32 protein-coding genes and 1 tRNA gene are annotated in these 26,109 nt (G+C 58.6%); 20 read left to right on the forward strand and 13 right to left on the reverse strand.

Annotation, left to right across the window (positions count from 1 at the left end; all coding sequences use genetic code 11):
* Positions 1-2: 2 nt before the first annotated feature.
* From KDX39_RS00505 to KDX39_RS00515, 3 genes are all read right to left on the reverse strand, one after another.
* The gene (locus tag KDX39_RS00505) at positions 3-242 is read right to left on the reverse strand and encodes a DUF6555 family protein (protein ID WP_231658822.1); all 240 of its coding nucleotides are present in this window, start codon (positions 240-242) and stop codon (positions 3-5) included.
* Positions 243-621: 379 nt separating this feature from the next.
* Positions 622-825: a hypothetical protein gene (locus tag KDX39_RS00510; RefSeq protein WP_231659343.1), complete on the reverse strand. Its 204-nt coding sequence runs from the start codon at positions 823-825 to the stop codon at positions 622-624.
* Positions 826-919: 94 nt separating this feature from the next.
* Positions 920-1,120, reverse strand: a complete 201-nt coding sequence (locus KDX39_RS00515) for a DUF1654 domain-containing protein (protein ID WP_180274290.1) — start codon at positions 1,118-1,120, stop codon at positions 920-922.
* A 193-nt stretch (positions 1,121-1,313) separates the two neighbouring features.
* Here KDX39_RS00515 and KDX39_RS00520 point away from each other — a divergent pair, with 193 nt between their 5' ends.
* From KDX39_RS00520 to KDX39_RS00555, 8 genes are all read left to right on the forward strand, one after another.
* Positions 1,314-1,538, forward strand: coding sequence for a YgdI/YgdR family lipoprotein (locus KDX39_RS00520; protein ID WP_210075822.1), 225 nt, complete (start codon positions 1,314-1,316; stop codon positions 1,536-1,538).
* A 204-nt stretch (positions 1,539-1,742) separates the two neighbouring features.
* Positions 1,743-2,663: a sugar ABC transporter substrate-binding protein gene (locus KDX39_RS00525; protein WP_371321820.1), complete on the forward strand. Its 921-nt coding sequence runs from the start codon at positions 1,743-1,745 to the stop codon at positions 2,661-2,663.
* A 54-nt stretch (positions 2,664-2,717) separates the two neighbouring features.
* Positions 2,718-4,271 (forward strand): sugar ABC transporter ATP-binding protein, encoded by a 1,554-nt coding sequence (locus tag KDX39_RS00530; RefSeq protein ID WP_231658823.1) that lies wholly within the window; start codon positions 2,718-2,720, stop codon positions 4,269-4,271.
* A complete protein-coding gene (locus KDX39_RS00535) occupies positions 4,268-5,260 on the forward strand; it encodes an ABC transporter permease (protein WP_184323086.1) in 993 nt (330 codons plus the stop codon). The genes KDX39_RS00530 and KDX39_RS00535 overlap by 4 nt, the downstream gene beginning before the upstream one ends.
* Before the next feature lies 1 nt (position 5,261).
* Positions 5,262-6,278: a LacI family DNA-binding transcriptional regulator gene (locus KDX39_RS00540; protein WP_231658824.1), complete on the forward strand. Its 1,017-nt coding sequence runs from the start codon at positions 5,262-5,264 to the stop codon at positions 6,276-6,278.
* A 30-nt stretch (positions 6,279-6,308) separates the two neighbouring features.
* Positions 6,309-7,229, forward strand: a complete 921-nt coding sequence (gene rbsK / locus KDX39_RS00545) for a ribokinase (RefSeq protein WP_210042392.1) — start codon at positions 6,309-6,311, stop codon at positions 7,227-7,229.
* Positions 7,226-7,630 carry a D-ribose pyranase gene (rbsD, locus tag KDX39_RS00550; RefSeq protein WP_231658825.1) on the forward strand — a complete coding sequence of 135 codons (405 nt, stop codon included), beginning with the start codon at positions 7,226-7,228 and terminating at the stop codon, positions 7,628-7,630. Before rbsK ends, rbsD begins: the two co-directional genes overlap by 4 nt.
* 40 nt (positions 7,631-7,670) lie before the next feature.
* On the forward strand, positions 7,671-8,696 hold the full coding sequence (locus KDX39_RS00555) for a nucleoside hydrolase (protein WP_231658826.1): 1,026 nt from the start codon (positions 7,671-7,673) through the stop codon (positions 8,694-8,696).
* 22 nt (positions 8,697-8,718) lie between these two features.
* On the opposite strand, the gene KDX39_RS00560 is transcribed toward KDX39_RS00555, so the two are convergent.
* Positions 8,719-8,913 (reverse strand): hypothetical protein, encoded by a 195-nt coding sequence (locus KDX39_RS00560; protein ID WP_184323083.1) that lies wholly within the window; start codon positions 8,911-8,913, stop codon positions 8,719-8,721.
* 311 nt (positions 8,914-9,224) lie between these two features.
* Between KDX39_RS00560 and KDX39_RS00565 the strand changes: the two genes are divergently transcribed.
* Positions 9,225-9,560 carry an I78 family peptidase inhibitor gene (locus KDX39_RS00565; protein ID WP_099227453.1) on the forward strand — a complete coding sequence of 112 codons (336 nt, stop codon included), beginning with the start codon at positions 9,225-9,227 and terminating at the stop codon, positions 9,558-9,560.
* 65 nt (positions 9,561-9,625) lie between these two features.
* Here KDX39_RS00565 and KDX39_RS00570 read toward each other — a convergent pair whose 3' ends face one another.
* Positions 9,626-9,838, reverse strand: a complete 213-nt coding sequence (locus KDX39_RS00570; RefSeq protein ID WP_004886948.1) for a cold-shock protein — start codon at positions 9,836-9,838, stop codon at positions 9,626-9,628.
* Positions 9,839-10,131: 293 nt separating this feature from the next.
* Entirely contained in the window at positions 10,132-10,440 is a 309-nt protein-coding gene (locus tag KDX39_RS00575) for a hypothetical protein (RefSeq protein WP_099227452.1), read from the reverse strand.
* A 344-nt stretch (positions 10,441-10,784) separates the two neighbouring features.
* Between KDX39_RS00575 and thrS the strand changes: the two genes are divergently transcribed.
* The 11 genes from thrS to KDX39_RS00630 all read left to right on the forward strand — a co-directional run bounded on the left by thrS (position 10,785) and on the right by KDX39_RS00630 (position 20,218).
* Positions 10,785-12,707, forward strand: a complete 1,923-nt coding sequence (gene thrS / locus KDX39_RS00580) for a threonine--tRNA ligase (RefSeq protein WP_231658827.1) — start codon at positions 10,785-10,787, stop codon at positions 12,705-12,707.
* Positions 12,707-13,258, forward strand: a complete 552-nt coding sequence (gene infC, locus KDX39_RS00585; protein WP_177429407.1) for a translation initiation factor IF-3 — start codon at positions 12,707-12,709, stop codon at positions 13,256-13,258. Before thrS ends, infC begins: the two co-directional genes overlap by 1 nt.
* 60 nt (positions 13,259-13,318) lie before the next feature.
* Positions 13,319-13,513, forward strand: coding sequence for a 50S ribosomal protein L35 (rpmI, locus tag KDX39_RS00590; protein WP_002553160.1), 195 nt, complete (start codon positions 13,319-13,321; stop codon positions 13,511-13,513).
* A gap of 29 nt (positions 13,514-13,542) precedes the next feature.
* Positions 13,543-13,899 carry a 50S ribosomal protein L20 gene (gene rplT / locus KDX39_RS00595; RefSeq protein ID WP_002553161.1) on the forward strand — a complete coding sequence of 119 codons (357 nt, stop codon included), beginning with the start codon at positions 13,543-13,545 and terminating at the stop codon, positions 13,897-13,899.
* Positions 13,900-14,003: 104 nt separating this feature from the next.
* Entirely contained in the window at positions 14,004-15,020 is a 1,017-nt protein-coding gene (gene pheS / locus KDX39_RS00600; RefSeq protein WP_024685429.1) for a phenylalanine--tRNA ligase subunit alpha, read from the forward strand.
* Between the two features lie 32 nt (positions 15,021-15,052).
* Positions 15,053-17,431 carry a phenylalanine--tRNA ligase subunit beta gene (gene pheT / locus KDX39_RS00605; RefSeq protein ID WP_231658828.1) on the forward strand — a complete coding sequence of 793 codons (2,379 nt, stop codon included), beginning with the start codon at positions 15,053-15,055 and terminating at the stop codon, positions 17,429-17,431.
* 3 nt (positions 17,432-17,434) lie between these two features.
* On the forward strand, positions 17,435-17,737 hold the full coding sequence (gene ihfA / locus KDX39_RS00610; RefSeq protein WP_002553164.1) for an integration host factor subunit alpha: 303 nt from the start codon (positions 17,435-17,437) through the stop codon (positions 17,735-17,737).
* Entirely contained in the window at positions 17,718-18,074 is a 357-nt protein-coding gene (locus KDX39_RS00615; protein ID WP_231658829.1) for a MerR family transcriptional regulator, read from the forward strand. The genes ihfA and KDX39_RS00615 overlap by 20 nt, the downstream gene beginning before the upstream one ends.
* An 88-nt stretch (positions 18,075-18,162) precedes the next feature.
* A tRNA-Pro gene (locus KDX39_RS00620) sits at positions 18,163-18,239 on the forward strand.
* 364 nt (positions 18,240-18,603) lie between these two features.
* Positions 18,604-18,861, forward strand: a complete 258-nt coding sequence (locus tag KDX39_RS00625) for a DUF1652 domain-containing protein (RefSeq protein WP_210043471.1) — start codon at positions 18,604-18,606, stop codon at positions 18,859-18,861.
* 604 nt (positions 18,862-19,465) lie between these two features.
* Positions 19,466-20,218, forward strand: coding sequence for an OB-fold putative lipoprotein (locus KDX39_RS00630; RefSeq protein WP_231658830.1), 753 nt, complete (start codon positions 19,466-19,468; stop codon positions 20,216-20,218).
* A gap of 25 nt (positions 20,219-20,243) precedes the next feature.
* Here KDX39_RS00630 and KDX39_RS00635 read toward each other — a convergent pair whose 3' ends face one another.
* The 7 genes from KDX39_RS00635 to urtE are packed head-to-tail and all read right to left on the reverse strand — an operon-like array spanning position 20,244 to position 26,109.
* The gene (locus tag KDX39_RS00635; protein ID WP_231658831.1) at positions 20,244-21,101 is read right to left on the reverse strand and encodes an urease accessory protein UreD; all 858 of its coding nucleotides are present in this window, start codon (positions 21,099-21,101) and stop codon (positions 20,244-20,246) included.
* On the reverse strand, positions 21,098-21,757 hold the full coding sequence (ureG, locus tag KDX39_RS00640) for an urease accessory protein UreG (RefSeq protein WP_099226524.1): 660 nt from the start codon (positions 21,755-21,757) through the stop codon (positions 21,098-21,100). Before ureG ends, KDX39_RS00635 begins: the two co-directional genes overlap by 4 nt.
* A 24-nt stretch (positions 21,758-21,781) precedes the next feature.
* Positions 21,782-23,494, reverse strand: coding sequence for an urease subunit alpha (ureC, locus tag KDX39_RS00645; RefSeq protein ID WP_099226525.1), 1,713 nt, complete (start codon positions 23,492-23,494; stop codon positions 21,782-21,784).
* A gap of 3 nt (positions 23,495-23,497) precedes the next feature.
* Positions 23,498-24,193 carry an urease subunit beta gene (locus KDX39_RS00650; RefSeq protein WP_231658832.1) on the reverse strand — a complete coding sequence of 232 codons (696 nt, stop codon included), beginning with the start codon at positions 24,191-24,193 and terminating at the stop codon, positions 23,498-23,500.
* 24 nt (positions 24,194-24,217) lie between these two features.
* A complete protein-coding gene (locus KDX39_RS00655) occupies positions 24,218-24,961 on the reverse strand; it encodes an urease accessory protein UreF (protein WP_231658833.1) in 744 nt (247 codons plus the stop codon).
* Positions 24,958-25,398, reverse strand: a complete 441-nt coding sequence (gene ureE / locus KDX39_RS00660) for an urease accessory protein UreE (protein ID WP_231658834.1) — start codon at positions 25,396-25,398, stop codon at positions 24,958-24,960. Before ureE ends, KDX39_RS00655 begins: the two co-directional genes overlap by 4 nt.
* Positions 25,399-25,419: 21 nt before the next feature.
* Positions 25,420-26,109, reverse strand: coding sequence for an urea ABC transporter ATP-binding subunit UrtE (urtE, locus tag KDX39_RS00665; protein ID WP_231658835.1), 690 nt, complete (start codon positions 26,107-26,109; stop codon positions 25,420-25,422).

Consider the following 26,109-nt stretch of genomic DNA (forward strand, 5'->3'; position numbering starts at 1 on the left):
AGTCAGGTCTGCTCGGGTTGCGTACACCGTTTCCAGAGCACCTCGGTCACACCAAAACCCTGAGCCTGCAGGGTCGCCAGCCGCACAGGCCTGGCGGCGACATGATCGCTGACCGTACCGACACCTGCGTGCAGCGTTGCGCAATGCAGCGCATCGCTCTGGCTGAACTGCGGAGCCTGGTGAATAAATGAACGGGCTTCGCCCTTGAAACGATAGTGAATTTCAAATTCCATTTGATTCATCGTTATCTGCCTGTAGGGCGTAGACATACGCCATCTTAAAATGAGTACGGTAAGTACTGAGCAGTTCGAAGCGGGGCTGCTTCGACGCTGCGACATCATTTCGAGATCGATACAGGCGTGTACGACTGCACGTCGCCTTGATCGGACTGCTGTCTCAGAAGGGGGTGAAATGAGAATTACACCGTTTCGATTATAGGTGAACAGTTGTCCGACAAGTGGCACTAAGCCATATCCGTTCGCATGTGAAATCTTCGCGCGACTGCTCAAATGAAGGTGTCAGGGGATAAGTGCAAAAGCGGCTCCCTGAGTCGATTCGGCAACGGAAAACTGGATTTACAGGGTCGGCTATCGAGGAAATGAAAAGGATCTTGCAGGGTGCTTAACTGGCTGATCTGCTGACAATCAGCCAGGTGATGAATGCTACGAGGGGGGCGATCAGCGCCACGCTTCCGACGACCAGCGCCCAGCCCCATGCGAAGCCACGCTCGCCTCTGAATCTTCCGCCACTCAATGCTTTAAGTATGCGTACGCCGATACTGTGCGCCAGCAGGTTGAAGAAGGCGTCAAAAATCCCATCCAGCATAATCACGGTCACACTCCATGCGTTATTCAGGCCAGGCGTAGCGGGATTCCACGTTCAAATCATAAGCTGCATTGAAGAACAAAAAACCGCCTCCTCAATCCTCCCTGGGCACTGTCCAGAACAGCTGTACGCCGCCATCATCGCGCCAGGCGAGGGTGACGTTGTCATTCTCGGCTATTTCTTCAAGCAACTGAGCCCAATCATTTTCCGATTCATCCTGCAGGCGAAAGAGCAGGGCGGCTCTGGATTTCTGCGCGGTCGGCGAGTTGATGATCTTCTGTACACGAATGCCCATGCGCTGATAGGAGTCTGCGGCGGACGTCGCTGAGGATTGATTTGCCACGGAAAAAGTCCCTGAGTAAGCTGTATGTGCGTACAGTATTTCAGTGTCGAATCTTTAGCAACACTTACGCAGGATAATGTTTGCGACGCCTTGCGATGCCTGTATCGTTTTGCGACCACCGTCCCATCTGGTCTCAGGAGTAAACATGAAACTCAAATTGCTGGTGTTGCCTGCCGTGGTTGCCGCCTCTCTCATGCTGTCCGGGTGCTCCACTCCATCTGTCGTTACGTTGCAGGACGGAACGCAGTACATCACCAAAGACGCGCCGAAGACCAAGAGTCGTGATGGCTTCTATGAATTCGAAGACATTTCCGGCAAAACCATCCGAATCAAGGCTGACGAAGTGGCCACGGTACGCCCCGAAGAGTAAGACAGCGCTGCCCGGAGCAATCCTTCGGGCAGACTTCATTTCCTCGATTGACAAACCCCGCGACATTTTTCATAGTTCGTTTCTCGCAAACGTTTGCGCATCAATTCCCAGGATTGATTCTGCGCCGTTCGCCCGAACAATAATCACAAGATCGGAGATGAACCCATGAAGCTGCCATTCGCTGGACGCCTTCTCGCTGTCGCCATGTTTTCTGCCCTTGCGGCAATCGTTCCCCTCTCGGCCGTACATGCCCAGACCCCTGAAAAGCCCAAAGTCGCGCTCGTCATGAAATCCCTTGCCAATGAATTCTTCCGGACCATGGAAGACGGTGCCAAGGCTTATCAGAAAGAACACGCCAGTGAGTTCGATCTAGTCTCCAACGGCATCAAGGATGAATCCGATACTGCCAGCCAGATTCGTATCGTCGAGCAGATGATCGTGTCCAAAGTCGACGCGCTGGTCATCGCCCCTGCCGATTCGAAAGCGCTGGTGTCGGTTTTGAAGAAGGCGAGCGATGCGGGTATCAAGGTCGTTAACATCGATAACCAGCTCGATGCCGACGTACTCAAAAGCAAGAACCTGCAGATTCCGTTCGTAGGTCCGGATAACCGCAAGGGCGCTGCCCAGGTGGGTGATTACCTGGCGACCAGACTGAAGGCCGGCGATGAAGTCGGCATTATCGAAGGTGTGCCGACCACCACCAACGCTCAGCAGCGTACGGCCGGGTTCAAGGACGCCATGGACAAGGCGCAGATGAAGGTCGTGTCGGTACAGTCCGGCAACTGGGAAATCGACAAGGGCAACGCCGTTGCGTCCGCCATGCTGAACGAATACCCGAACCTCAAGGCATTGCTGGCCGGCAACGACAGCATGGCGCTGGGCGCTGTTTCTGCCGTGCGCGCAGCAGGCAAGGCAGGCAAGGTGATGGTGGTGGGTTACGACAACATCAACGCCATCAAGCCGATGCTCAAGGACGGTCGCGTCCTGGCCACCGCCGATCAGTACGCTGCCAGGCAGGCCGTGTTCGGGATCGAAGCGGCGCTCAAGGCCGTGAAGGGCGAGAAGGTCGATACCAATGAGAAGGGCGTTATCGAAACGCCGGTCGAACTCGTCACCCAACCTTGATCCACACCGAGTGAAAGGCGTCTGCCCGAACAGGGCAGGCGCTGGGAGAAACGTATGTCAGCGTCTGCTCAGACGACTGTTCTTTCGGTCAGTGGCATTGGTAAAACCTACGCTCAACCCGTGCTTGGCGATGTCGACCTGACGTTGATGCGCGGTGAAGTGCTGGCCCTGACCGGGGAAAACGGTGCCGGAAAAAGCACCTTGTCAAAGATCATCGGCGGGCTGGTCACGCCCACCACCGGCAGCATGCAGTTTCAGGGGCAGCCCTACCAGCCTGCCAATCGTACTCAGGCCGAAAAGCTTGGCGTGCGTATGGTCATGCAGGAGCTGAACCTGCTGCCGACCCTGACCGTTGCCGAAAATCTGTTTCTTGACGATCTGCCGCGTCGCGCGGGCTGGATTGATCGCAAGCGTCTGCGTGAAAACGCCATCAAGGCCATGGCCCAGGTTGGCCTGGAAGCGATTGACCCGGACACGCTGGTCGGCGACCTGGGAATCGGCCATCAGCAGATGGTGGAGATCGCCCGTAACCTCGCTGGCGACTGTCACGTGCTGATTCTCGATGAGCCGACGGCGATGCTGACGTCGCGTGAAGTCGAGATGCTGTTCGAACAGATCACGCGGTTGCAGGCGCGTGGTGTCTCGATTATTTACATTTCCCATCGCCTCGAAGAATTGGCCAGAGTATCGCAGCGCATCGCCGTGTTGCGTGACGGCAAACTGGTCTGCGTCGAGCCTATTTCCCGTTACAACAGCGAGCAACTGGTCACACTGATGGTGGGGCGCGAACTGGGTGAGCACATGGACATGGGTGCCCGGCAGATTGGCGAAGTCGCACTGTCGGTCAAATCGCTCAATCGCAAAGGCAAGGTTCAGGATGTTTCGTTCGATGTCCGTCGCGGCGAGATCTTCGGTATCTCCGGCCTGATCGGCGCGGGACGAACCGAGCTTCTGCGTCTGATCTACGGCGCTGATATCGCCGACAGTGGCACGATTGAAGTGGGGCAGCCATTGCAGGCCGCCACCATTCGTTCGCCTGCCGATGCCGTCGAGCATGGCATTGCCCTGATCACTGAAGACCGCAAGAGCGAAGGCTTGCTGATGTCGCAATCGATCAGTGCGAATATCGCGCTGGGCAACATGAAGGCCATTTCCAGCGCAGGCATCGTCAATGCCGCTGATGAACTCAAGCTCGCACAGCGTCAGGTGGACGCCATGCGCATCCGCAGTTCCAGCCCTGCTCAACTGGTGTCGGAGCTGTCCGGCGGCAATCAGCAGAAGGTCGTGATCGGCCGCTGGCTGGAGCGCGACTGTCCGGTCATGTTGTTCGATGAGCCCACACGCGGCATCGACGTCGGCGCCAAATTCGATATTTACGCGCTACTGGGCGAACTGACCCGTCAGGGCAGGGCGCTGGTGGTGGTGTCCAGTGATCTGCGTGAATTGATGTTGATCTGTGACCGCATCGGCGTGCTGTCGGCCGGTCGACTGATCGAAACGTTCGAGCGCGACAGCTGGACTCAGGACCAATTGCTGGCCGCAGCCTTTGCCGGTTATCAGAAACGTGATGCGCTGCTCAATGATGCAGCGCCCAGGAACGAGCCATGAAAAACGACACATCCCCGACACTGACATTGCCGGCCCGTCGCGGTGGCAATTATTTCGGCCTGGGCACTTATCTGGGGCTGGCGGGCGCCTTGCTGGCGATGATCGTCCTGTTCTCGATGCTCAGTGACCATTTCCTGTCGTACCAGACCTTCAGCACCCTGGCTAACCAGATTCCCGATCTGATGGTGTTGTCTGTCGGCATGACCCTGATCCTGATCATCGGCGGCATCGACCTGTCGGTAGGTTCGGTACTGGCATTGGCCGCCGCCGCTGTCAGCGTGGCTGTTCTGGGCTGGGGCTGGAGTGTGTTTCCGGCCGCGTTGCTGGGGATTGCCTGTGCAACGCTGGCGGGCACCATCACCGGCTCGATCACCGTCGCCTGGCGCATTCCGTCATTCATCGTCTCGCTGGGCGTGCTGGAGATGGCCCGTGGCGTGGCGTACCAGATGACCGACTCGCGCACGGCCTACATCGGTGATTCGTTCGCCTGGCTGTCCAACCCGGTGGCATTCGGTATTTCCCCGTCCTTCATTATTGCGCTGCTGGTGATCGTCGTCGCTCAGGCGGTGCTGACACGAACGGTCTTCGGCCGCTACCTGATCGGTATCGGCACCAACGAAGAGGCCGTGCGTCTGGCAGGCATCAATCCCAAGCCCTACAAGATTCTGGTGTTCTCGCTGATGGGGCTGCTGGCCGGTGTGGCCGCGTTGTTTCAGATATCGCGTCTGGAAGCCGCTGATCCGAATGCCGGTGCCGGGCTTGAACTACAGGTGATTGCAGCCGTGGTCATTGGCGGTACCAGCCTGATGGGTGGGCGCGGTTCGATCATCAGCACGTTCTTCGGCGTGCTGATCATTTCGGTACTGGCCGCAGGCCTGGCTCAGATCGGCGCCACCGAGCCTACCAAGCGCATCATCACCGGCGCTGTGATCGTGATTGCCGTGGTACTGGACACCTACCGCAGTCACCGGGCGCGGCGACAGGGCTGACATGGCGACCATCAAGGACGTAGCAGCACTGGCCGGGATTTCCTACACAACGGTTTCCCATGTGCTGAACAAGACCCGGCCGGTGAGCGAGCCGGTCCGGCTCAAGGTCGAGGCGGCCATCGCGCAACTGGACTATGTGCCCAGCGCGGTGGCTCGCTCGCTGAAGGCCAAGAGTACATCGACTATCGGCCTGCTGATTCCCAATGGCATGAACCCGTATTTCGCCGAGTTGGCGAGGGGCATCGAGGACTACTGCGAGCGCAACGGTTTCTGCGTCATCCTGTGCAACTCGGATGACAATCCCGAGAAACAGCGCAGTTACCTGCGGGTCTTGCTGGAGAAGCGCGTAGACGGCCTGATCGTCTCGTCGGTGGGCGCAGACGCGAGTGTTGCAGGCGGTCTTGCGGACGTTCGCACGCCCTTGGTCATCGTTGATCGCGAGCTGGACAGCATCGAAGCCGACACGGTGCGCATCGATCACGAGCAGGGTGCCTATCTGGCAACGCGGCATCTGCTCGATCTGGGGCACAAGCGCATTGCCTGTATCGGAGGACCTCGCAACAGCACGGTTGCCGAAATGCGTCTGGCAGGGTATCGACGCGCGATGCAGAAGGCGTCTGTCGAAACCAGTCCGGAGTGGGCCGTACATAGCGAGTTCACCAGTTCTGCCGGTTATGAAACGGCATGCGAACTGCTGGCCAGGCATCGGCCCACCGCGATCTTCGCGGGTAACGACGTTATTGCCATTGGCGTGCTGAGGGCCGCTGCCGAACGCACTATCGCAGTCCCGCAACATCTGTCGGTCATCGGTTTCGATGACATCGACATGAGCCGCTATGTCTATCCCGCACTCACGACCGTGGGGCAGTCGATCATGCAACTGGGTGAAACGGCGGCCGAGATGCTGCTGTGCAGAATCGCCGCCCCTGATGCGTCGCCTGTCGAAAAAAGGCTCGTGACGCCTGTCGTCGTGGTGCGTGAGTCCACGGCCGCCCCCTACAACGCTCCTGATCAATGACGAGCACGCACAGCAACGAGTGAATGAGCCATGCAAGCAAAAATAGTGATAGTGGGCAGCCTCAACATGGATCTGGTGATCCGCGCCCAGCGTCTCCCGCGCCCTGGCGAAACACTGACCGGAGAGAGTTTCGACACCGTTCCCGGTGGCAAGGGCGCCAACCAGGCAGTCGCCGCTGCACGCCTGGGCGCCGATGTAGCCATGATCGGTTGCGTAGGCGCCGACGCTTACGGAGAGCAGTTGCGTGCTGCGCTGCTCGCCGAACAGATTGATTGCCAGGCGGTGACAGTGGTTGACGGCGTACCCACCGGCATTGCCTCGATCGTAGTCGACGCCAACAGTCAGAATGCAATCGTCATCGTCGCGGGCGGCAATGGTCAGTTGACGCCGTCACTGATCGAGCGCTTCGATCCGTTGCTCGCGGGGTCGGAAATTGTCATCTGCCAGCTCGAAGTACCGACCGAGACGGTCTTCCACACCTTGTCGCGAGCTCATGCACTGGGCAAGACCGTTATTCTGAACCCTGCGCCAGCCAGCGAGCCGCTGCCCGCTCACTGGTACAGCCTGATCGATTACCTGATTCCCAACGAAAGCGAAGCCCAGGCACTGTCCGGGATCAGCGTCGACTCGCCAGCCTCTGCGCAAAAGGCAGCCCTGGCGTTGCTGGCAGCCGGTGCACGCAACGTAATCATTACGCTCGGCGAGCAGGGTACGTTGTTCGCCAGTGCCGCTGGCGTCGAACATATTCCAACGCGTCGCGTACAGGCCGTGGACACCACTGCTGCAGGTGATACCTTTGTTGGCGGTTTTGCAGCGGCGCTCGCCAGAGGGCAGAGCGAATCGCAGGCCATCCGCTTTGGTCAGGCTGCCGCCGCGCTGTCGGTTACCCGCGCAGGTGCGCAGCCGTCCATTCCGACGTTCGAGGAAGTACAAGGATTCAACCCGACATGAAAAAAACACCGCTACTCAATATCGCTCTGTCGCGCGTCATCGCATCGCTGGGGCATGGCGATATTCTGATGATCGTTGATGCCGGTATGCCCGTGCCGCCAAGCGTCGAACTGATCGATCTGGCCTTGACCCGCGGCGTGCCGGATTTCGTAAGCGTGCTGGATGTGGTGTTGAGCGAGATGCAGGTCGAGAGCCATGTGCTGGCAAATGAAATGGCTGAAATCAAGCCGCCTGCGTTGCAGGTTATCGAGAGTCTGAACCTTGATGATCAGCTGGGTCATCAGCGTTGGGTCAGCCACGACGATCTGAAAATTCTGAGCCGCAAGGCCAAGGCCATTATCCGCACTGGCGAGTGCCAGCCCTACAGCAACGTGGCGCTGGTATCCGGAGTTGTGTTCTAGGCATTCAGTCTGAACACGTATTCATGACAGGGAGTTACACATGACGTTGACACAGTTTTCCAGACAACTCATCCGGGGGGCGCTGCTCTTGTCCATTCTCAGTGCGACAGCCGTCCAGGCCGTTGAAAAGCGTGACGTGATCATTGATACCGACCCGGGTGCCGACGATGTGGTCGCCCTGCTGCTGGCACTGGCTTCGCCTGAAGAACTCAATGTGATGGCAATCACCACGGTTGCTGGCAATGTGCGCCTGGACAAGACATCACGTAATGCAAGACTCGCTCGCGAGTGGGCTGGGCGTGAGGACGTGCCAGTGTATGCCGGTGCGCCCAAGCCGCTGGTGCGTACGCCAATCTACGCGGAAAACGTGCATGGCAAGGAAGGTCTGCCCGGCGTGCCGGTACACGAGCCTGCCAAAGGCCTGGCCCAGGGCAGCGCCGTCGATTATCTGATTCAGACACTGAGCAAGGCCAAGCCTCATAGCATCACCGTTGCAATGCTCGGCCCACAGACCAACCTTGCGCTCGCATTGGTGCAGGCGCCGGAAATCACCCAGGGCATCAAGGAAGTGATCGTCATGGGCGGTGCGCACTTCAATGGCGGCAATATCACGCCGGTTGCCGAGTTCAATATCTTCGCCGATCCTCATGCGGCGCAGATCGTTCTGGCCAGCGGTGTGAAGCTGACCTACGTGCCGCTGGACGTGACTCACAAGATTCTGACCAGCGAAAAGCGTCTCCAGCAGATTGTTGCCCTGAACAATCAGGCTGGCAAACTGGTGGAAGGTATTCTCAACGAGTACGTCAAGCTGGATATGGAGCACTACGGTTTGCCGGGCGGCCCGATTCACGATGCCAGCGTTATCGCCTGGATGCTCAAGCCCGAGCTGTTTTCGGGCAGGCAGATCAACGTAGCGATCGACAGTCGTGAAGGCATCGGTTTCGGCCAGACCGTCGCCGACTGGAACGGTACGCTCAAGCAGCCGCAAAACGTCTTCTGGGTCGAGGATGGCGACGCCCAGGGGTTCTTCGATCTGCTGACCGAGCGTCTGGCGCGATTGAAGTAACCGTGTCGGGGGCTGATCGTCGTCAGGCGGGCAACCCGGTTGTCGCGTATCGGCTCCAGACCTGAGCGATAAAGGCTCGGGCACCCTCGGTGCCCAGTTCCTTGATCAACAGATCGACAGCGATGATCATCAGCTCCTCCGGTGTCCCCGGGCTGTGCGAGCAATGGCCTTGGGGCCACTTGGCCTTGATGTCCGCATCGATTGAAATCACTGTCATGTCCGTCTCGCCTTCAAGAAAGCACCGCATTGCTCAGGCAGCCGTGCATCGCCCGTTGTCCCTATGGTCAGTTGCAGTAAACCATTCTGCGAGCCGTTTGACACTTCTACTTACGCATCATGAGCACGATTTGACCTTTGCAGAAAACATGCTGTGACGATTTGTCAGCGCGCCCGAAAACGGGGCGAGGCAGACTACACGTGCCTTGCAGACATCTTCGCTTACGAGTAACCGCGATGACTGCAGTGCAACCAATGCAGCAAGCTGCGGTCGCACAAGGTCTGGAAATGTTTATTGGCAAAGGAGGGTGTATGCCCTGGAAATTCGCAACATTGGGTTTTGTGGTCGTGACGTCGGTTCTGGCAGGGTGCAGCAGCACGCCAGATTCGGCGCCCGAGGCCACCAGCAAGACCGAGGCGCCCGCCGCCAGTAATACCGTGCCGGGCCGCTGTGATGCAGAGCCTGCACAGTTCGCCATTGGCAAGCAGGCATCCATCGATCTGCTGACCCAGGTACGCAGTCGCTCCGGCTCCATGGATGCACGTATTCTGGGGCCCAACGACATGGTCACGCTTGAGTACCGGTCCGAGCGCGTCAACGTCAACACTGACGCTTCCGGCAAGGTGATCCGCATCAACTGCGGCTGAGTCTTGCTCATTCCACAGGCATAAAAAAACCCCGTCAATGACGGGGTTTTTTCAAATCAAGTGGATCAGTCCACTTTGACTTCTTCTGCCTGCATGCCTTTCTGGCCTTTAGCAGCAACGAAAGAAACGGTCTGGCCTTCTTTCAGGCTTTTGAAACCGTCGCTCTGGATTGCTTTGAAGTGTACGAACAGGTCGTCACCGCCACCTTGTGGAGTGATAAAGCCGAAGCCTTTTTCATCGTTGAACCATTTTACGGTGCCGGTTTGGCGATTAGACATGGTGTATCTCCAAGAACATAATTTTCAATAGCGTGCTGCTCAGGCCAACTGGGCACACCGGCCTATCATAGTCGAAATGTACGAAAAGACAGCTATTTAGGTGGGAACTTTGGGCACTGCACGTAGGTATGCAGTCCATCATATTCAGAAATGGCTGAATCGGCCTGCTGACTGGCATGCTTGGCGGTGAGGTTCAAATGCGCTAAAGGCCCCGTTGCATGGGGCCTTTAGCGGTATTCCGGCTGATAGAGTGGCGCGCAACGACAGGGCATTTTTACGCGCTCGGCCAGATATTAATTTTTTGCTTTAGTGCAGTTTTCAGTGACCAATTTCTGCAGTTTCGAGGTCAATTCCGGGCTTGGCGCAGTGCCAGTATTGTTCAGCGCTGCGATTTCCTTATCGGAGAAATGGCTGTCCACCTGTTTGGCGCCGCAGTCGCAATGCGCCTTGGCCGTCTTGTCATCCAGTTTCTGCGCCTTCGCGGCACTGATGCACTCTTGGGTGAAAGTGCTGCGGGTTGCTCCATCCATCGCGGCCTGGGCACCCAGGGGAGCCAGAATTGCGGCGCAAGCGAGGAGTGCTGATAGACGTGGAAGCTTCATGGTGTTCTCCGTTGCTGGGGGAATTCTTGCAGGTTGACGAATAGTTCTGACGGCCTGAGGGCGTGCCAGTTCAGATGCTGTGCCGATTTCATCTTCATTCACCGTGAGGTGCGACTCGACGACTGCACTGTGATAGGATGCGCGTCCTGTAAATTTCCAGCACTGTCATTGGCTTTGTTTTCAGTCAGGTGCGACAGGTTTTGTACACTCCAGTCATCTGGTCCGTTTCAAGGTTGGCCGCAAGGCTCCTGCCACTGTGAGGCAGGCGTACCACCGGATCACGTACTGGCTCATCCCAACCCACGTGACCTTTGGTAGGGGTCACCACTAGGAGAGGAGGCGCCATGCCAACTATTACTCTTCCCGACGGCAGTCAACGTTCATTCGATCATGCGGTTTCCGTAGCCGATGTCGCGCTTTCAATTGGCGCGGGTCTGGCCAAGGCCACTGTGGCCGGCAAAGTCGACGGCAAGCTTGTCGATGCCTGCGACCTGATCGAAAACGATGCCAGCCTGCAGATCATTACCCCGAAAGATCAGGAAGGACTGGAAATCATCCGTCACTCTTGTGCTCACCTTGTAGGCCATGCCGTCAAGCAGTTGTATCCGACTGCCAAGATGGTCATAGGCCCGGTGATCGATGACGGCTTCTATTACGATATCGCTTACGAGCGCCCGTTCACGCCAGATGACATGGCGGCGATCGAGCAGCGCATGCAGCAACTGATCGAAAAAGATTACGACGTCATCAAGAAAGTGACTCCGCGCGCCGAAGTGATCGAGGTGTTCACCGCCCGTCACGAAGACTACAAGCTGCGCCTGGTCGAAGACATGCCGAACGAGCAGGCCATGGGTCTGTACTATCACGAAGAATACGTCGACATGTGCCGCGGTCCGCACGTGCCGAATACCCGCTTCCTGAAATCCTTCAAGCTGACCAAGTTGTCCGGTGCCTACTGGCGCGGCGATGCCAAGAACGAGCAGTTGCAGCGCGTCTACGGCACCGCATGGGCAGACAAGAAGCAGCTGGCGGCTTATATCCAGCGTATCGAAGAGGCCGAAAAACGCGACCATCGCAAGATCGGAAAGCGTCTGGGTCTGTTCCATACTCAGGAAGAAGCGCCGGGCATGGTGTTCTGGCACCCTCAGGGCTGGACCCTGTATCAGGTGCTCGAGCAGTACATGCGCAAGGTTCAGCAGGAAAACGGCTATCTTGAAATCAAGACGCCACAGGTGGTTGATCGTTCGTTGTGGGAAAAGTCCGGCCACTGGGCCAACTACGCCGACAACATGTTCACCACTGAGTCCGAGAGCCGCGACTACGCCATCAAGCCCATGAACTGCCCTTGCCACGTGCAGGTGTTCAATCAGGGGCTGAAGAGCTACCGCGAACTGCCGATGCGTCTGGCTGAATTCGGTGCCTGCCACCGCAACGAGCCGTCCGGCGCCTTGCACGGGATCATGCGTGTACGTGGTTTTACCCAGGACGACGCACACATCTTCTGCACTGAAGAGCAGATGCAGTCCGAGTCTGCAGCCTTTATCAAGCTGACGCTGGATGTCTACGCCGATTTCGGCTTCAAGGACATTGAGCTCAAGCTGTCCACTCGCCCTGAAAAGCGCGTTGGCTCCGATGAGTTGTGGGATCGCGCTGAATCGGCACTGGCGGCGGCGCTCGACAGCGCAGGTCTGCCTTATGATCTGCAGCCGGGCGAGGGGGCGTTCTACGGTCCGAAGATCGAGTTCTCCCTGAAAGACTGCCTCGGTCGTGTCTGGCAGTGCGGCACCTTGCAGCTGGACTTCAACCTGCCGATCCGTTTGAGCGCCGAGTACGTTTCGGAAGATAACAGCCGCAAGAGTCCGGTCATGCTGCACCGGGCAATCCTGGGTTCGTTCGAGCGTTTCATCGGTATTCTGATCGAGCATTACGAAGGGGCGTTTCCAGCCTGGCTGGCGCCGACTCAGGCAGTGATCATGAATATCACTGACAAACAGGCCGATTTTGCCCTCGAAGTCGAAAAAACCTTGGCCCAAAGCGGGTTTCGTGCCAAGTCCGACTTGAGAAATGAAAAGATCGGCTTTAAAATCCGTGAGCATACTTTGCTCAAGGTTCCTTATCTCCTTGTGATAGGGGATCGGGAAGTTGAAATGCAAACTGTCGCTGTGCGGACACGCGAAGGCGCTGACCTCGGCTCGATGCCGGTCGCCCAATTCGCTGAATTCCTCGCACAAGCGGTTTCCCGGCGTGGTCGCCAAGATTCGGAGTAATTATTATTAAGCGTGAAATGAGACAAGATAAACGAGCTGCACCCAAGGCCCCGATCAATGAGAATATCTCGGCCCGCGAGGTTCGGTTAATTGGCGCTGACGGCGAGCAGATTGGCATCGTCTCGATTGATGAAGCGCTTCGTATAGCCGAAGAGTCGAAGCTGGATCTGGTAGAGATTTCTGCCGACGCAGTACCTCCTGTCTGCCGTGTGATGGATTACGGCAAGTCGATCTTCGAGAAGAAGAAGCAGGTCGCTGCGGCGAAGAAAAACCAGAAGCAGATCCAGGTTAAAGAAATCAAGTTTCGTCCAGGGACGGAGGAAGGGGATTACCAGGTAAAACTGCGCAACCTGGTACGTTTCCTGAGTGACGGGGACAGGGCCAAGGTATCGTTGAGATTCCGTGGTCGTGAGATGGCCCACCAGGAGCTGGGTATGGAATTGTTGAAGCGGGTTGAAGCTGACCTTCTCGAATACGGTTCCGTCGAACAGCATCCTAAGATGGAAGGACGCCAGCTGATCATGGTCATCGCCCCGAAAAAGAAGAAGTAACCACCAGGGCACGGCAGGCCTTGCGGTTATGTTTATCAACTGAATGCGGAGTATCCGAACATGCCAAAGATGAAGACTAAAAGTGGTGCAGCCAAGCGGTTTCTGAAAACTGCTAACGGCATCAAGCACAAACACGCTTTCAAGAGCCACATCCTGACCAAAATGTCGACAAAGCGTAAGCGTCAACTGCGCGGAAGCAGCCTGCTGCATCCGTCCGACGTGGCAAAAGTCGAGCGCATGCTGCGCCTTCGTTAATTTTGATCAAGATATAGAGGAAGTAACTCATGGCTCGTGTTAAGCGTGGCGTCATTGCCCGTAAGCGTCACAAGAAAATTCTGAAACTTGCAAAAGGCTACTACGGCGCGCGTTCACGCGTATTCCGTGTTGCCAAGCAAGCGGTAATCAAGGCAGGCCAATACGCCTACCGTGACCGTCGTCAGAAAAAACGTCAGTTCCGCGCTCTGTGGATCGCTCGTATCAACGCTGGTGCTCGTGTTAACGGTCTGTCCTACAGCCGTTTCATTGCCGGCCTGAAAAAAGCGTCCATCGAGATCGACCGTAAGGTTCTGGCTGATCTGGCAGTGAACGAAAAAGCGGCGTTTGCTGCGATTGTCGAGAAAGCTAAAGCCACTTTGGCCTAAGTCCCCGACAATCACTGACCCCGGTTTTCCGGGGTTGGTGTTGAACGTCATAAATAGGGGAAGAGCCTTAAGCTCTTCCCCTATTTCGTATCTGGAGTCTGTACATGGAAAACCTGGACGCGCTGGTCTCTCAAGCTCTTGAGGCTGTGCAAAGCGCCGAAGATATCAATGCCCTGGAGCAAATCCGGGTTCACTACCTCGGCAAGAAAGGCGAGTTGACTCAGGTGATGAAGACCCTGGGGAATCTGCCTGCTGAAGAGCGTCCGCAAGTCGGTGCGCTGATCAACGTTGCCAAGGAACGTGTCACAGAGGTCCTCAATGCACGCAAGGCATCGTTTGAGCAGGCAGAACTGACTGCCAGACTCGCGGCCGAATGCATCGACGTGACCCTGCCGGGCCGCGGTCAGACCTCTGGTGGTCTGCACCCGATTACCCGCACTCTGGAGCGTATCGAGCAATTCTTCACTCACATTGGCTACGGCATTGCCGAAGGCCCTGAGGTTGAAGACGATTACCACAACTTCGAGGCGCTCAACATCCCTGGCCACCACCCGGCGCGGGCGATGCATGACACCTTCTATTTCAATGCGAACATGCTGTTGCGTACCCACACCTCACCGGTGCAGGTGCGGACCATGGAATCGCAGCAGCCGCCGATCCGGATCGTTTGTCCGGGCCGGGTCTACCGTTGCGACTCGGATATCACCCACTCGCCGATGTTCCACCAGATCGAAGGCTTGCTGGTCGACCGTGATATCAACTTCGCGGACTTGAAAGGCACTATCGAAGAATTCCTGCGCGTGTTCTTCGAGAAAGAGCTGGCTGTTCGCTTCCGTCCTTCGTTCTTCCCGTTCACCGAGCCATCGGCGGAAGTCGACATGGAATGCGTGATGTGCAGCGGCAAGGGCTGCCGTGTCTGCAAGCAGACCGGCTGGCTGGAAGTCATGGGCTGCGGCATGGTCCACCCGAACGTGCTGCGCATGTCCGGTATCGATCCTGAAGAGTTTCAGGGCTTTGCATTCGGCATGGGCGTAGAGCGTCTGGCCATGCTGCGTTACGGCGTCAATGATTTGCGCCTGTTCTTCGACAACGACTTGCGGTTCCTCGCGCAATTTCGCTAGGTCGCACGTAACGAATCTTTCAGGAGAGCAGGATGAAATTCAGTGAACAATGGCTGCGCGGCTGGGTAAGCCCGCAGGTTTCCCGTGACGAGCTGGTTGCTCGTCTGTCGATGGCCGGTCTTGAGGTTGACAGCGTTACGCTGGCCGCCGGCGTCTTCACCGGTGTCGTGGTTGGCGAGGTGCTGAGCACCGAGCAACACCCTGATGCCGACAAGCTGCGTGTTTGTCAGGTCAGCAATGGCAGCGAAACGTTCCAGGTCGTCTGCGGTGCACCTAATGTGCGTCCGGGCCTGAAGATCCCTTTCGCCATGATCGGTGCCGAGCTGCCCGGTGATTTCAAGATCAAGAAAGCCAAGCTGCGTGGCGTCGAGTCCAACGGCATGTTGTGCTCTGCTGCCGAATTGCAGGCTGGCGAGGGCAACGATGGCTTGATGGAACTGGCTGCGGATGCGCCGGTGGGTCAGGACATTCGTGTCTATCTGGGCCTGGACGATGCCAGCATCGAGGTCGACCTGACCCCTAACCGTGGCGACTGCCTGTCGGTTGCCGGTCTGGCCCGTGAAGTCGGTGCGCTGTATGCCGCTGAAGTCACGCGTCCGCAAGTGGCAACCGTTGCTGCCGTGCACGAAGAAGTACGCCCTGTGGAAGTGTTGGCTCCTGCAGCCTGCCCACGTTATCTGGGCCGCGTCATTCGCAACGTCGACCTGTCGCGTCCGACCCCGTTGTGGATGGTCGAGCGGCTGCGTCGTTCTGACGTGCGCAGCATCGACGCCGCTGTCGATATCACCAACTACGTGATGCTGGAGCTGGGTCAGCCGCTGCATGCATTCGATCTGGCCGAAATCAACGGCGGGATCCGTGTACGCATGGCCGAGGAGGGCGAGAAGCTCGTTCTGCTCGATGGTCAGGAAGTGAGCCTGCGTGCCGACACCCTGGTCATTGCCGACCACCAGCGTGCGCTGGCGATTGCCGGTGTCATGGGTGGCGAACACAGCGGTGTGACCGCTGGCACACGTGACATTTTCCTGGAAAGTGCCTTCTTCGACACCATTTCGGTGGCTGGCAAGGCGCGCTCCTATGGTCTGCACACTGACGCATCCCACCGCTACGAGCGTGGTGTCGACTGGCAACTGGCTCGAGAGGCCATGGAGCGGGCAACCGGTCTGCTGCTGGAAATCACGGGTGGCGAAGCAGGTCCTGTGACCGAAGTGGTCAGCGAGCAGCATTTGCCGTCTGTGGCTCCAGTGACGTTGCGCGCAAGCCGTGTCGAGCAGATGCTGGGTCTGGTGATCGAGAATGCTGAGATCGAGCGCCTGCTCAAGGCGCTGGGTCTGGGTGTATCGGCTGAAGCGAATGGCCAGTGGCATGTCACCGTGCCAAGTCATCGTTTCGACATCAGCCTCGAAGTCGATCTGATCGAAGAACTGGCGCGTCTGTATGGTTACAACCGCCTGCCGGTTCGTTATCCGCAGGCCCGTCTGGCGCCGCAGGCCAAGGCCGAAGCCCAGGGTGATCTGCCTGAGCTGCGCCGTCTGTTGGTTGCGCGTGGCTATCAGGAAGCGATCACCTACAGCTTCATCGATCCCAAGTGGTTCGAACTGTTCACGCCGGGCGTCAAGCCGCTGTTGCTCGCCAACCCGATCTCCAATGACATGGCGGCCATGCGCGCCTCGCTCTGGCCGGGTCTGGTCAAGGCATTGCAACACAACCTCAACCGTCAGCAGGATCGTGTGCGGATGTTCGAAAGTGGCCTGCGTTTCGTCGGGCAACTGGAAGGTCTGAAGCAAGAGCCGATGCTGGCGGGTGTGGTGTGCGGCAGCCGCCTGCCGGAAGGCTGGGCGCAGGGTCGTGACGCTGTCGATTTCTTCGACGTGAAAGCCGATGTGGAAGCTGTATTGGGCTTCGCCGGTGCGCTGGGCGATTTCAGCTTCACGCCGGGCGAGCATCCTGCGCTTCATCCAGGCCAGACCGCACGCATTCTGCGCGACGGTCGTGAAGTCGGTTTCCTGGGTGCCATCCATCCTGAGCTGTCGAAGAACCTGGGGCTGGATCGTCCAGTGTTCGTTTTCGAGCTGGTTCTGGGTGAAGTCGCCAAAGGCCGCCTGCCGAAATTCCACGAGCTGTCGCGCTTCCCTGAAGTCCGTCGCGACCTGGCACTTCTGGCCGACCGGGATATTTCTTCCAGTGCAGTAATGGACGTTATTCGTGAAAATGCAGGCGAATGGCTCACAGACCTCAGGCTATTTGATGTTTATCAGGGTAAAGGCATTGATCCGCATAGAAAAAGCCTTGCGGTCGGCTTGACCTGGCAGCATCCATCGCGCACTCTTAATGACGATGAGGTCAACGCAACGACACTTGCCATCCTCACCTCACTTGAGGAGAGGTTAAACGCCACATTAAGGAAGTAGCGTATGGGGGCTCTGACGAAAGCTGAAATGGCCGAACGTCTGTACGAAGAGCTGGGCCTGAATAAACGAGAAGCCAAGGAATTGGTGGAGCTGTTCTTTGAGGAAATCAGGCACGCTCTGGAAGACAACGAGCAGGTAAAACTGTCCGGTTTCGGCAATTTCGACCTGCGAGACAAACGCCAGCGGCCTGGGAGAAATCCCAAGACCGGCGAAGAAATTCCGATCACGGCACGCCGTGTGGTCACCTTTCGTCCAGGGCAGAAGTTGAAGGCCCGAGTTGAGGCATATGCTGGAACCAAGTCATAACGACGAGCTGCCGCCGATCCCCGGCAAACGCTACTTCACTATCGGTGAGGTTAGTGAGCTCTGCGCGGTGAAACCGCACGTTCTGCGCTATTGGGAACAGGAATTTCCTCAGCTCAACCCCGTAAAACGCCGTGGAAACCGTCGGTACTATCAGCGCCAGGATGTGCTGATGATTCGTCAGATCCGCGGCTTGCTATACGACCAGGGCTTCACTATCGGCGGCGCGCGTCTGCGGTTGACCAACGGTGAAGTCAAGGACGATACCCAGCAGTACAAGCAGATGATCCGGCAGATGGTTGTCGAGCTGGAAGATGTACTGGTCATGCTCAAGTCGTAATCGAGCCAACCAGATACTTCCATAATTCAAACGCTTAGGGTATATTCCTCGAAGTTTTCGCAGCATGCGAAACAGTTTCACGCCTAGTCGGGGCGTAGCGCAGTCCGGTAGCGCACTAGCATGGGGTGCTAGGGGTCGAGTGTTCGAATCACTCCGTCCCGACCATATTTTTCAATGACTTGGCCCAATCTGAAAAGGTTGGGCTTTTTCATGTCCGTAACACTCCCGTCTTACTCACGCGATCGTTCAGGATCTGACGGGCTCTGGTCTTAAGGACTATGAGCGAGCCCATTCTTCGTCGCTACTCAAGAGACGCATAAAGCTGTTGGTGCAATTCATTTGAGCTCGGTTTCATCTCATCGTCCTGACTCGACAGGCTGACCATGTTGATTCCGGCCATATCCACAGGCCGCGACACCGTGCCTGCATGGTGACGATGCACTCTGGTGGGCCTGCCGATGACCGGCAACCCATAAGGTCGACAATCGTCTATCCTCGGTGAAACGATTTTGTCAGCAGAGGATGCATGATGTATTCAAAGTCCGATCTCCAACGAGTCCTTGAGACCGCTTTTTTGCCCTCAAGGTGCGAATGCGTCATGGGTGCCAACGAGAGCTTTTCGGTCAAGCTTCTTCATCCAGACTCAGGTGAGCTTCAACTGTATGTAACGGGCATGCCGCTCTCGGACCTTGCCACCAGTCGGTCCATAGCAAAGTTGGTACTCTCGCTGAAAGAGCAGAGGGACCTCATGGGTCAGATGGAGTTGTCGATGAAGCGACTCGCTTAGCGTAACGAAAAAGCCCGGCGCTGGGCCGGGCTCGTCTTATTTGCAGGTGCCACCCTTATGGTGCGAACCCGTCCCCCCGGTCGGATGTGTGCCCTTTGGACAGGCCGACGCAGAGACTGAAACGATTGAAAGTAATGCGATAAGTCCGGCTACAGCTATCTTTTTCATGATGCCTCCTTGCACTGCGGTATGCAGTACAAGGCTATTGGCTCTGATTGTGCCGACTTAATGATTTTTGCATGTTGGGCATTAGCCTTTTCCACCGTTGACCGCCCGGTGTCCTTCTTCGCATTTTGCCGAGCAGAAGTTGGCTTGAGTCAACATTCTCCACGATGTCATCGCCACATCCATCATCGTAGTCTTCATGTGATTGAAAGCAATCACAGTACGTTGAGTGCCGGCAGAATATAGGGCGGTCTTCGCGCTTGCGCAGCCAAGGCGTACGGCGCCGGATCTTCTGCCTTATGGCCTCTGAAAGCGTTACACGCGGGTTGGCCATGCACCGCTTGCTGTTTGATCTCAGGTCCAATCCATTGTCCCCGCCAGATGAGCAGGTGCATCACTCCAGATTCGCCCCTTGCCCATGCGCGCGCAAACCTGAAACTTGAAAAAAACCATCAAGTTCAAGCCATTACAGTCGATATCCATACGCACCGTTACTAAGTGGCAATTTGGTACAGACCTGTTCAGGATGCCGCGTCATTTGATCGTCATGGAAAGCGAAATGAACGAAATGAAAGTCCCGTCTTCACCCCGCAAGGTCGGAATCATTCTGGGAATCCTGATTGCGCTGATGCCTCAGTTCTTCGTCTGGTTTTTGCTGCGCAGAGGGCACACAAGAAAAGCCAGGCTGATTGGCTTCGGGTGGATGGCGTTTTGGATGATTATTTCATTGGTCTTTCACAAGCCGGCCAATCGAGAAACATCGGCTTCCGTTGCTCCCGCCGTAGCCCCCGCAGCCGTTACTGCAACTCCGGCTGCAGTCGCTCCAGCTCCTGTTGTCAAACCTGTCGCTCAGGTGCCTGTTGAGCCCGTTGCCGAAACGGTAAAGGCCTATACGGCCTTGCAGGTATCGACCGGATACGATGAAAATACCGTAGCCGCAGACATGCTGTACAAAGACAAGCGCGTGCAAGTGACCGGTCGTATTCTGGACATCAACACGGATTTCATGGGGTATCCGTATCTGATATTGGCAGGACATAACAGGGGGCTGGCACCGCAGTTCAAGTTCGGCAAGTCTCACTTGTCATCGATTGCGGCGCTGAAGAAGGGCGCAGAGGTTTCTGTTATCTGCACCGGGACAGGCGATCTGGCCAAGACACCGATGTTCAAGGACTGTGAGTTTCCGCGATAGCGTTCCGCTTCTCGCGAACCTGACCTCATTTGCGCCGCACCCGTGGCGCAACTCCTGTCAGATGCAGGCGGGCGCTCGCCCAGGCGCAGTGCAGCGCCTGACGCAACACGACTGCATCAGTCGCCATGACTCTCACCGACACCCCGCAATCACCCGGCAGGGCACTGACGCCCACATAGCTGTCGATCAGCCCGCTTAACGCCTCACGCAGCCCGGCCTTGACCTCGTCCACTGGCAGTCCATGGCCGAGCAGCATGAAGGTGGCGACGGCTTCAAACCGGCCGCTGACACCCCGCAGGCGACGTTGCAGGTCTTCGCCAGTCAGGGCCAGTCGATCTCCGGCGAGCAGTCGCCCCGCCGGGCAATGCACTTCAAGGTCGGCACGGTAGTAGCCCGGCAGTCCCGCCGTGCCGTGCGGCGTGTGCACACAGAACGCATCGCAGAGCAGGACGCGGGCGTTGGTGTGCAAGGTCACCCGCACCTGGCTGTGCAGACGCGCCTGAGGGAACAGGATGGTTGCCATCGGCAGGTATTCCAGCAACGCACCCGTCCCGGCTATCAGGGTGACGGTCTGGCGCGCCGGTTGTTCGAGCATGCTGTGGGCGATGGTTGCCGCGCCTGTGCTGACATGGACCTGCGTGTCGGCTTCGGCGTGCAGTTCAAGGCGCAGGTGCTCTCCGGCGAACAGCCCTCCCGAGCAGGATTGCAGATACACAGCCGCCATACCGGGCGGGTCCTGCGGCAGTTTCAGGCTGCGTCCCAAGTGGAAGGGATAGCCCACTTCCTGCCGCGAGACGTAGCTGATCCCCGACGGCGCCCTGCTGAAGTCGATTCGAGCGGCAGGGCGCGTCTGCACGGGTACTATCGATTGACGGACGTTCATGGTCGGTCGAACAGCACGGCCCGGCTGATCGCCTCGACCACCGCATCGACGCCATCCCCGGTGCTGCAGTTGGTGAACAGCACGGGGCGGCCGTCACGTGCTTCGGCAGACTCACGCCGCATGCGCGACAGATCGACGCCGACATGGGGCGCCAGGTCGTATTTGTTGACCACCAGCAGATCGCAGCTCAGCACGCCGGGGCCTCGTTTGCGCGGAATGTCGTCACCACCGGCGACGTCAATGACGAAAATCCAGTAATCCACCAGGTCCAGCGAGAAGGTCGAGGCCAGGTTGTCGCCGCCGGATTCGATCAGCACCAGATCAAGATTCTTGAAGTGCGCTTCCAGTTCATCGGCCATCTGCAGGTTGAGGGTCGGGTCTTCACGAATCGCTGTGTGGGGGCATGCGCCGGTTTCCACCGCGCGGACTCGCATGGGGTCGATCAGGCCGCTGCGCTGCACGCGTTCGGCGTCTTCGCGGGTAGCGAGGTCATTGGTGATGATGGCCAGTTCGATTCCGCGGGCAATGAAGCGTGGAATCAGCTGTTCCAGCAGGCGGGTCTTGCCCGAGCCTACCGGGCCACCGATGCCGACACGTGCAGCGCCGGGGTGAGGCTGTGAAGCGGGCAGGGTTGGCGTCTTCAATGGCAGGCTCATGATCAGGCTCCTTCGCAAATGGGTTCAGCGCAGCATGTAGCGTTGAGCGAGCGGGACTTCGCTGACCGGGTCACAGAACAGCCGCTCGCCATCGGCGTAAACGTCGAACGTCTGTGGGTCGACGCGGATGTCCGGGCAGGCATCGTTGTGCAGCATGTCGGACTTGCGCAGCGTGCGTGTGCCGAACGCAGGCAGCAGGGCTTTCTTGAGTCCCAGCTTGCTGGCGGTGTCGGCCTCGACGGCCAGCCGGTTGACGAAATTCACCGACAGCGCCTTGCTCGCTTCGCCGAACGCGCCCCATTGCGGGCGCATCACCAGCGGTTCGCAGGTGTAGAGCGAGGCGGCCGAGTCACCCATCACGCCGTGCACGATGAAGCCGCCCTTGACCACCAGTTCCGGCTTGATGCCGAAGAATGCCGGCCTCCACAGCACCAGATCGGCGAGCTTGCCCGGCTCCAGCGAACCGATGTAGCTGTCGATGCCGAACACGCGCGCGGCGTTGATGGTGTATTTGGCGATGTAGCGTTTGATGCGTTCGTTGTCGCCCAGGGCTGTGGCTTCTTCCGGCAGACGACCACGCTGGTCTTTCATTTTGGACGCCAGTTGCCAGGTGCGGCAGATGACTTCATTGATGCGGCCCATGCCCTGACTGTCCGAGCCCAGAATCGAGATTGCGCCGGTGTCATGCAGGATGTCTTCGGCGGCGATGGTCTGCGGCCGCACGCGGGATTCGGCGAACGCCACGTCTTCCGGCACGTCCGGGTTGAGGTGGTGGCAGACCATGATCATGTCCAGGTGTTCGTCGAAGGTATTGATCGTGTAAGGGTTGGTCGGGTTGGTCGAGGAGGGGATGCAGTTGGGCTTGCCCGCCACGCTGATGATGTCCGGCGCATGCCCGCCGCCCGCGCCTTCGGTGTGGTACATGTGGATGGTGCGGTCGCCGATGGCCGCCAGGGTGTCTTCCAGAAAACCCGATTCATTGAGCGTGTCGGTGTGCAGTTGCACCTGAAAGTCATATTCATCGGCAACCTTCAGACAGGTGTCGATCACCGCAGGCATCGCGCCCCAGTCCTCATGAATTTTCAATCCCAGGCAGCCGCCGCGCAGTTGCCCGAGCAGCGATTCGGGTTTGCTCGAATTGCCGCGTCCGAGAAAGCCGAAGTTGATCGGCCAGTGTTCTGACGCCTGCAGCATCTTACCGACGTTCCACTCGCCACCGCAGTCGATGCCCACGGTGATCGGTCCCAGCGAGCCGCCAATCAAGGTGGTCAGCCCGGCCGCCAACGCATGGTCGCACAGCTGCGCGGAGTCGAAATGCACGTGCACATCGATGCCGCCGGGCGTGACGATCAGGCCTTCGGCATCGCGCACGGTGGTGGCGACGCCGCAGATGAGTTGCGGGTGTACGCCGTCCATGATCTGCGGGTTGCCAGCCTTGCCGATGGCGACAATCCTGCCGTCCTTGATGCCGATGTCGCCTTTGACGATGCCGATCACCGGATCGATGATCAGTGCGTTACAGATCAGCATGTCGAGGGCACCCTCGTCGCTGTCGTGACCGGGCATCAGGCCCATGCCGTCGCGCAAGGTCTTGCCGCCGCCATGCAGGCATTCGTCGCCGGGCACCGCGTGGTCGAACTCGACCTCGGCCAGCAGTGAGGTATCACCCAGCCGGATCGCGTCACCCTTGGTGGGGCCGTACATCGCGGCGTATTCCTTGCGGGTCATCGTGGCCATGGGTCAGGCTCCCTTGAAATGCTGCGCACGCGCTCGGTCCAGCGCCATGCGCTTGCAGGCCGGGTCGTGCAGGTTGCCATTGGTGAGGCCGCTGAAACCGTGAATATCGCCCGTGCCGCCGAACTGCACCAATTGCACCTCGCGCAGTTCACCCGGTTCGAAGCGCACAGCGGTGCCGGCCGGAATGTCCAGGTGCATGCCGAAGGCGATTTCGCGGGGGAAATCCAGCGCCTTGTTGACCTCGAAAAAATGGTAATGGCTGCCGATCTGCACCGGGCGGTCGCCGGTATTCAAGGCGCGCAGCGTCGCAGTGGGTCGGCCGCCGTTGAGCTGGATATCGCCTTCAGGCGCGAGAATCTCACCGGGTGTAGGCATGACCGTCAACGGCTGTCGGCCTGGCCGGATCGGTTGGTGAACCGTGACCAGCTTGGTGCCGTCCGGAAAGGTGCCTTCGACCTGCAACACCGGCAGCAAGTCGGCGACACCGGGCATGACGTCATCGGTGTTGAGAATCGTCGAGCCGAAGCCGATCAGTTCCGCCACGCTGCGCCCCTCGCGGGCGCCTTCCAGGATTTCGTCGGCGATCAGCGCCGAGGCTTCCGGGAAGTTCAGGCGCAGGCCCTTGCCCCGGCGTTTGCGCGACAGCTCGGCAGCGGTGTACAGCGTAAGGCGTTCAAGCTCGGTGGGGGTCAGCAGCATGGCGTGGCTCCTGCGGGCGGTTGATCAATTGGCGAACAGGCGCAATTCCTGGGTTTCGTGGCGCATCACAGCGATCTCGGCCATCGGCGTGAAGCCGCAGGCGTTGTCCGGTTCTGGCGGGTCGAGGGCGAGCAGTTGCGCAATCAAGGGCTGGATGGATGTCAGCACGCGCTGTGCGTCAACGTGACCCATGACCCCGAGCCGTACGGCGGCGCTGACCAGTCCGGTACACAGCCCATGGGCAGCCGCCAGTTGGCAATGCTCAAGCTGCATGCCCAGTTGTTTCCAGATCAGGCCCTGCAGTACGCAAAGATGCCCCGGCGTCTCGCCGACCAGCACTTGGTGTTGATAGCGCTCGGCGCCCGGCGTACCAAGAGCCGCGTGAACGCCCAGCAGCGCCTGACCGACACGCCGTGAGCCCTGACGCAGTTCTTCGGCCATCGTCAGCGCTTCGACCTGCGCGTCCAGTAGCATCAACTGATCCAGATCGTCGGCAGATTGCCAGGCAGCGACCAGAAAGGCCCGGTCGAAACTGTTCCAGCGGTGACGCAACTGGCCCTCTACAAAACCGCACAGCTCAGCGCTGCGGTCCGGGCGCGTTTCCCGCTGGCGGCGTCGCGGCGGGACTCGTTCAATCTGCCCAAGATGACCGTCTGCCTTGAGCGTTTCCAGTCCCCATGACCAGGCCACTGCACCCGTGGGGAAGAAGCTGTCGGCCTGTTGCATGGCCAGCAGGGCGCTGCCCAGGTCGTCGAGAAGGGCGTTCATGCGCGCGACACCCGGCCGTCGGCAATCATGGGCGCGAGGCGTTCCAGATAGTCGGCCTCAGGTCCGTTGAGCGGGATCTGCAAGGTGTCGCCAGCAAAGCGTACGGCCCAGTGCATGTTGCCTGCGAAATAACCCAGTTCCAGCGCCGCTGCGGTATCGCGTGGCCGCAGGCTCAGGTAGTGCTGATCTTGCATCTGCACGACGATGGCACGCTCGCCGTCGAGCATCAGCACCGAGCCGTTGCGCAATTGCTGATGCCGTTGCAGACGAATCGCGCAGTCGGTGCCCCGGTCGCTGGCCAGTCGCAGCCGATGGCGCTGAATGTCGCTGCCGGACAGGCTCAGGGTCTCCACTTGCCCGTTATGGCTCAGGTCATGAAGCCGCTCGGCAAGGGCCGGGTCGCTGGCCTGGCCGAGGATGCGGTCGAGTATCAGCATGGCGCGTTCTCCTGTGCCGGTTCAGATGGTGAGGTAGCGCAGGATGCGCTCGCGGTCGACGGTTTCACGCACTTCGCTGTGCACGAATTCGCCTTTTTCGATGATCAGATAGCGGTCGGCCACAGCCATCGCGAACGACAGCACCTGTTCGGACACAATCAGCGAAAATCCGCGCTCCTGCTTGAGCAGGTTCAGGGCCTTGGTGATGTCCTTGATGATCGACGGCTGGATGCCTTCGGTGGGCTCGTCGAGGATCAGCACCTTGGGGTTGGACACCAGCGCACGGGCGATGGCCAGTTGTTGCTGCTGTCCGCCGGAAAGGTTGCCGCCCTTGCGTCTGCGCATCTCGAACAGCACCGGAAAGTATTCGAAGATGTAGTCGGGAACAGGGGCTGCGGGTACGCCCTGCATACCGGTGAGGATGTTTTCCTCGACGCTCAGGTAAGGAAAGATCATCCGGCCCTGTGGCACGAAGCCGACGCCTGCGGCAACGCGCTCATAGCTCTTGCTGCCGGTCAGTTCCTGTCCGGCCAGGGTGATGCTGCCGCTGCGGGTGGGCAGCATACCTGCCAGACTGCGCAGCAGCGTGGTTTTGCCCATGCCGTTGCGGCCCATGATCGCCAGCGATTCGCCTGGCGCAAGGTCAAGGCTCAGGTCGCGCAGCACGTGGCTATCGCCGTAATAGACGTTCAGTTCAGTGACATTCAGCAT

Source organism: Pseudomonas sp. CDFA 610 (genome assembly GCF_021147865.1).
Taxonomy (GTDB): Bacteria; Pseudomonadota; Gammaproteobacteria; order Pseudomonadales; family Pseudomonadaceae; genus Aquipseudomonas; species Aquipseudomonas alliivorans.